This is a genomic window from Desulfobacter curvatus DSM 3379 (assembly GCF_000373985.1).
Taxonomy (GTDB): Bacteria; Desulfobacterota; Desulfobacteria; order Desulfobacterales; family Desulfobacteraceae; genus Desulfobacter; species Desulfobacter curvatus.
In genome coordinates, this window is the sequence record NZ_KB892930.1 from 1 (window position 1) to 7069 (window position 7069).

The window sequence follows — 7069 nt, forward strand, 5'->3', positions numbered from 1 at the left end:
ATGTCTATAATAATGGGCAAAATTACAGAAGGGACATTTGCCGTCTGCGTCAAAATGTGATTCAATACATTCGACAACCTGACTATCATCGGAGAGATATGTAAGGGCATTCAGCAAGCTACTTCGTTGACGATGATCCATTTCGGTGATTTTAAGCAATAATTGTGAAAAGTCTTTATTTTTCATGATTTCCTCCTTCTTGGAGTATATCCAAAAGATAGAAATCATTTATTGAGTTTCAACATTTAAAGGGAACATAGCCTAATTAAAAAAGATGCTGTTGGACTTCCTGAGGGGCCCCACCCCTGATTGTGTTTAAGGCCCTGGCAGCTTTCCTGGGTCATGTGGGCACGGTTACCATGCCCACATGGTTCGATTTCAGGGACACTGGCAGGACTTGCCGCCGGCAAGAACCTCATCCTGTCTCACCATCTTCGGGAAACCTGGCTGATGGATAGCTATAACTTAAAGAGCAAACTAAAACCGGTAGCGCAGCCCAACGCCAACGGTCAGCGGGTCCCCGAATGTAGCCCTCGCCATTCTTGAATTAGATAAAAAACTAGTAATATACTCCTCATCTGTCAGATTTTTCCCATATACATAAAAATCCCATTCACCAGTTAGATAACCTATCTTTGCACCAAAAGTGACATATGCATCCTCCTCGACAAAGCCATCATTGGCATCATCAAAGAAAGAAATTTCATCTGCCGCCCTTATATCGATACGTCCATACAATCCACTGGGATGTCTATAGGAGACACCGGCTGTTGCTGTGTAGGAAGGGGTATTCTCGATATCCTGTCCATCAAAGGATCTGCCGCCTCCGGCATCATAACTGTCGTACTCCGCCTTTATAAAACCCAGTGAACCTGTCAATTCAATGGTATCGGTGAGTTGATATGCCAATTCCAGCTCAACTCCCTGAGAATGGGCGCTATCAGCATTATCTGTATAAAAATTGACACCATCGGACTTATAAACATGGATATCTTCTATATCCATGTAAAACAGGGTTGCCGCCAACCTCAACTGATTCACACTTCCCTTGATCCCTATCTCGTAATTTGCTGATTTTTGGGGTTCAAAGGAATTGTCCTCTGTCGTGCCGGAATAAGCAAAGAAATTGAAACCTCCGGGCATGTATCCCTGGGAATACGAAATATATGTATGCCAGTTATCGCTCAGGCCATAAGTAAGGGCTGCCTTGGGCAAAAAAACATCCCAGTCTTTGTCTCCAAATAATGAAAAAATGGGTGCCCCGGTTGTTCCCACGGGCAGATAATACGTATCTAAATCAATCTCTTTGTCAATGTGCTGATACCGGCCACCTAGGGTAAGCTCAAACCGCTCTCCCAGGGGTACCATTGCCTGACCAAATGCTGCATAGGTAGTACTGTCGGTTTCTGACTCAGCATTATAAAAAACACTTCCATTAATTGTTCCTGAATTGTCATAAGAAGGGTATTGCATACCATAAGGACCAACTTCATGGTTTTCTGAATCCAGGTAAAGACCGGCTACCCAGCGGATGCCGCCCTCATTATTACTTGATACGCGAATCTCCTGGGTATAGGTATCTGTTTCATTATAGCCAAACATTTTCAATCCGTCGAAAGAGGTGCCGGCCGTGTAATCCACATCGGAATCCCCTTCATTGTCCCGTTTCCTATGGGTGGTGATCGAGGTAAGGGTTATTGAATCAAATGCATAATTCAAATATAGACTCTGGGAGAAACAATCTAAATTGGCTTCCGTTGGCACATCAAAATTGACCTCTTCGGCATCATCTCTGTTAAAATCACTGAGATTCGACCCGGCAGGCAGTGCATATCCATTGATCCAGGAATCATTTTGATTATCCATGGAAAGCGTCAACTTTGCAGTAAACATGTGTGTCGGGGTGTATAAAAGGTAGCCACTGAATTGCTGCTGATCGAATTCGTTCCCGTCCGAATCCAGCCTGGGATTGGTGTTATTGATCCAGCCGTCATCCTGCTCGTATTTGCCGTTGATTCCCATAAACAGCGTATCTTTGATCACTGAACCATTGAGGTTAAAAATGCCCTGCATGTAATTGTAGCGGCCATATTCAGCACCAATCATTCCATGCCATTCATTTCCCGGCTTCTTAGTGACGATATTGATAACCCCGCCAATGGCGTCCTTGCCGTAAAGTGTTCCCTGCGGTCCGCGCAGCACCTCAACCCGCTCCACATTGGCCAGGGAGGCATCAAAACCCTCTTGGCGGATAATGGGGACCCCGTCAATATAAATGACCATCGGATTGCTACTGGTAAACGTGGAAGGGTTCAGTCCCCGGAAACTCACTGCGTTTCCGGCGTTTTCCCTAACAGTCATGTTAGGAATTTCCCTGATCAGGTCAGGGACATCGGTAATTCCCTTTTCCTCCAGAAGAACCTCATCCATAATAGTGATACTCTGGGGAATTTTTTGAACATCCTCCTCAATTTTATTGGCTGTGACAGTAATTTCTGCCATTTCCACGGATGGTTTCTTCTCAACATTCTGGCCCCATGCTGTTTTCGCTGCAAAGTGACAAGTGCAGGCCATGCAACAAATAAATACCATCATTTTTTTAGCAGACATTCCATTCTCCTTTTTTTGTGCCTATGATAAAAAAACTTCACCTTTGGACTTGTATCCAAGACGAAATATCAATCTTGTAAAACGATTTCTATGGGGGAAACGGAAGTTTTTATGGGGGGGAAAAAGCCGATAAACTGTTCACTGGATGGGGATATTTACCAATGTATCCAACAAAATGAGGATTTAAATAGTTTTCCGGAAAGTACCAGGTGTTGTGCCAAAGTGGTTACGGAAATTTTGATAAAAATGTTTAATATCGTTATATCCGACTGCTTCGGCAGCTTCACAGACACTCATGGAGCCGTTGGTCAAAAGATCGGCAACACGTTCAAATCGAAATTGCTTAAGGTATTGGAAAGCACTTTTACCGTAAACAGCCTTAAATCCCTGTTTTAGTTTAGTTCTGTTGAGCCCAACACTTCGTGATAATTCTTCCATATCTGGCGGATGGCTCAGGTTTTCAGTCAGTAAGCCGGCGGCCTGGTGAACAGCCTTGATATCACATGGCTGTATTCCTGATAATGGACGGGGTTTCATCATCAATTTCAACCGACAGGCCAAAAGTTCCATTGCTTTTGCTTCCAGGTATATCTGCCGTATGGGATCTGGGAGGGAACATTCCATAATCTTCAGGACAATATAATTCATTTCAGGGGTCATTGTGCCAATAGTTTGAACATGTTTGCATTTCTCCTCTCCGGATATCCGTTGAATCGAATCAGGAAAGCTTTGTTCCTGACCGGTAATGAAAAATGCCAAAAGACTCGGTGGCATGGTAAGACAAACACTTCTAAAAGGTATACCAGCCCATATTTTGGATTTCGCTCTTGTTTTGGGAATAAACGAAACCTCAGTTCCTTGGCATGTGTGGTAAATCTCCACTTTTTTGCCGCTTTCGGTTTTCAGGTTAGATACGGCCTGCACAGACAGGGTGAAACCAAACGAGACGTAACTGCCGTCAATATCCATATTAATCAGGGTGTCGGATTGCGGCAAAAAATCCGTGATAATTAAAGAGATTCCCGATGTCAGAGTAATAATTTCCTGATTCTCCGAATATGATGCAGATGCGTTGCCTTTTTTGTTGGGGGGATTTGCCATGGTTGGGAGGTTTCTCCGAAAAGATAAAAATTATGTATAGTTAAAATTATATTTCATTAGTTAAATAATTTTATTTGTCATTAAATGTTTTGTCAAACGAAAAATATTAGGTGTCAAGAAGGTTCAAAATCGATAGGCCACGGTCAGCCCGATCCAAACTTATGATTAGATAATTATGTATTCGATTGATATCCTTGAAAAAAGAGTAATGCCATGGGGTTGACTTATGGTATTATCTGTCGCTAAAAGCCTTTACAGAAAGGGTGTTTGATACTCCAATCAATTCTCAGGGGGCTAAAATTTTAAGGGCGAGCTTTTGCATTTGTAGGGCTCTCTTTTTTGAAATTTGGACAAGCCCACATATTGTGGTTGAATCGTCCTTGAAAAGATCCGGAGTGACAGGGATAATCCGGGGTTCTTATTTGCCTAAAAACGGTCCTAACCTCACCTCAAACACCTCAGCATGATCTGCCAAATTTTATATTTCAGGCCTCAAATAATAAAAAGTGGATTAATCTTGGAAAATGCTAAAGTTCAATTCCACTACCCATGCCAATATTTCATGCAAAACCTGATTAAACCCAACTAAACCTGATTGACAAAAAACAGACATCGTGTAAAAAGACAAACTAAACCAATTTGACCTTATAAGCTTTAAAGGTGTAAAAAATGGAAGATCGTTGGTTGTCAGCCGAGGAGATTGCTCACTATCTGGGTGTCAGCAAAGATACAGTTTACACATGGATAAACAAAAAGAAAATGCCTGCCCACAAAATCGGCCGTTTTTGGAAATTTAAGAAAGATGAGGTCGATATTTGGGTCCGTGACGGGAAAGCAAGTGATTCTAAAAAGGGTGAAGATCAGTGAAACAGTCTGCAGGAATACTTGACAACAAATCTCCGGGAAATGTTGTTTCCAAGCTCAAAGGAAATCTTGCTACATGATGTTTCTGCACTGAAAGAAAGAATCAGCACCCAGATAAACATCACACCTGTATCCGGCGGCCGCAGCTCAATGGCCGGTCCGGGCTGTACAAGGGTTGGAGCATGGGTTAGAGGAGAGGCAAATGACTGATTCCCGCAAACAAAAATTGATTGATCTGGGGCCGCACGCCCTTGCAGATGCCTTGTTGAATCTTGCAGTCCATTCCGATGAGGCGGATGACCTGATTGAACAGCTGATTGCCACCCCAAAGGAAAATGTTCAACGATTTAAGAAGAAGCTTTCCGGCCTGAAACATTCAAATCGCTTTATTGACTGGCAGGGAGCCTCCGGTTTTGCCCGAGAACTGGAAATGCTGCTGCAGGATTTAAAATCCGGTGTGGATGATCCACTCACCGGCATTGAACTTGTTGCGGCATTTTACGAGGCTGACAATACCATTTTTGAGATGTGCGATGACTCCAGCGGAAATATTGGAGATATTTTCCGCTATAATGCTAAAGAACTGTTTGTGGACTATGCCTCACGCTGTAAAGACAAAGAAAGAATTGCGGAGATCGTTCTTAAGGTAAATCAAAAGGACAGTTACGGCATCCGGGACACTTTGATTGATTGTGCAGGAGTGTGTCTGCCTGAGGATATTATCCGAACGATGATTACAACGCTTCAGAAATGGGCAGACAAAGAAAAAGATGAATACGGCAAACGTCATCACCTGATGCTGATCGAATCACTGGCCCGCCAGATCAAGGATGCAAAGCTGTTTGAGAAAACGCGCATCGCTTCATGGGGAAAGCTGTCCACAGCGGCACTGATTGATATTGCCCGGGTATACCTTGAAAGCACAGATGTTGAAACCGCCCATTCCTGGCTGAAGAAAATCCCGGAAGGTGAAACCTTTCAAGCATACGAGCGGGATAAGCTCCTTGAGGAGATCTACCATAAGCAGGGTGATTCTGAAAAGCTGACAAAACTTCTGTACCAGAAATACAGATCCCATCATTCCACTGACACTTTGCAGGCGCTTCTGGATGTCATCGGTCATGACAAACGGGATGATACTATCAATGATGAAGTTGAGCAAATCCTGAAAACCGACAGGCTACGAGAATCTGATGCCAAATTCCTGATTGCAGTCGGGAAGATAGATGACGCCGAAGAATATCTTCTGGGGCGTGCCGACCAGCTTGATGGCAACTATTACGGCAGTCTGCTTTCTCTGGCAGAAGCGATGGAGTCAGAAAATCGCCATCTTGTTACTAGCCTGATATACCGCAGTCTGCTTGTCTCAATTCTGGAACGTGGGTACACCAAGGCCTACCCCCATGGCATTCGGTATCTGAAAAAGTTGGATAAACTGGCGGCAAGCGTCGCCAACTGGAAACAATTTAATCATCACGAAGCTTTCAAAGAGAAGATCATTCAGGCTCATGGCCGAAAACGAAGCTTCTGGTCAAAATATGAGGTGAAGAAATGAACGAACGATTTTATCTGCTGAAAATACAACTACTTGATATCGAACCGGCAATCTGGCGTCGTTTTGTAGTGCCCGCCAGCATTACGCTGGACCGGTTCCACGATGTTATCCAGATTGTTATGGGTTGGACCGACAGCCATCTGCACCAATTCACCATCGGTAGTAAACGATACACGGAATACCCGGAATCGAAAGAAGAGGGGCTGGTCTGCGGCAGATACCGTCTTGGAAATCTGATCAAGCAGAAAGGCCGTACCTTTCGTTATCTGTATGATTTCGGGGATAGCTGGGAGCATGAACTGGTTCTGGAGGAAAGCCGCTATTTCAATCCGGAACTGAGAACGGAGCTGGCCTGTTTTGAAGGCGAGCGGGCCTGCCCTCCTGAAGATGTAGGCGGCGTACCCGGCTACTTTGAATTCTGCAACGCCCTGGAGGACCCGAGCCATGAAGAGCACGAAGGTTACATGGAATGGTCCGGTGGCGATTACGACAGTGATCGGTTTGATTCCGGTTCTATCAACTGGGAGTTGATGAAATACCTCCGTTGGTCCCGGGACAGGTATCAAAACTGGGGCGGCGTTGAATGAAGACGGATAAAAACAAGCAACTTCAAAAAGCTGGAAAAAAAGAGACTTCTATTGTTCGTTCCTCGGCGGCCGAGTATCTAACATTTGTTGCAGCCACAGGCAAGAGCGGTGTTGAGGCGGTATACGCAGACGAGAACATCTGGCTGACCCAGAAAATGATAGCCACGCTCTATGACGTTGATGTCAGGACGGTAAACTATCATTTGAAAAGGATATTTAGAGACAGTGAGTTAGAGGAAATTTCAGTTATCCGAAATTTTCGGATAACTGCCTCTGATGGCAAAAATTATAACACCAATCACTACAATCTCTCGGCCATCATCGCCATCGGTTATAAGGTCAATTCGGAGCG

At 44.2% G+C, this 7069-nt stretch carries 6 protein-coding genes and 1 pseudogene; 4 read left to right on the plus strand and 3 right to left on the minus strand.

Features of this window, described 5'->3' with window-relative positions:
- From B147_RS27350 to B147_RS0104055, 3 genes and pseudogenes are all read right to left on the minus strand, one after another.
- Nucleotides 1-186 (minus strand): annotated as a pseudogene (locus B147_RS27350) (hypothetical protein); the annotation flags it as partial.
- 291 nt (nt 187-477) lie between these two features.
- The gene (locus B147_RS0104050; protein WP_020585964.1) at nt 478-2610 is read right to left on the minus strand and encodes a TonB-dependent receptor; all 2133 of its coding nucleotides are present in this window, start codon (nt 2608-2610) and stop codon (nt 478-480) included.
- A gap of 183 nt (nt 2611-2793) precedes the next feature.
- A complete protein-coding gene (locus tag B147_RS0104055) occupies nt 2794-3579 on the minus strand; it encodes a helix-turn-helix domain-containing protein (RefSeq protein ID WP_157237766.1) in 786 nt (261 codons plus the stop codon).
- 801 nt (nt 3580-4380) lie between these two features.
- Here B147_RS0104055 and mads1 point away from each other — a divergent pair.
- The 4 genes from mads1 to rhuM all read left to right on the plus strand — a co-directional run.
- Entirely contained in the window at nt 4381-4578 is a 198-nt protein-coding gene (mads1, locus tag B147_RS0104060) for a methylation-associated defense system helix-turn-helix domain-containing protein MAD1 (protein ID WP_020585966.1), read from the plus strand.
- Between the two features lie 199 nt (nt 4579-4777).
- A complete protein-coding gene (locus B147_RS0104070; protein WP_020585968.1) occupies nt 4778-6130 on the plus strand; it encodes a tetratricopeptide repeat protein in 1353 nt (450 codons plus the stop codon).
- Nucleotides 6127-6717, plus strand: coding sequence for a plasmid pRiA4b ORF-3 family protein (locus tag B147_RS0104075; RefSeq protein WP_020585969.1), 591 nt, complete (start codon nt 6127-6129; stop codon nt 6715-6717). The genes B147_RS0104070 and B147_RS0104075 overlap by 4 nt, the downstream gene beginning before the upstream one ends.
- A partial coding sequence (gene rhuM, locus B147_RS0104080; RefSeq protein ID WP_026259509.1) for a RhuM family protein occupies nt 6714-7069 on the plus strand: 356 nt, incomplete at its 3' end. The genes B147_RS0104075 and rhuM, both read left to right, overlap by 4 nt.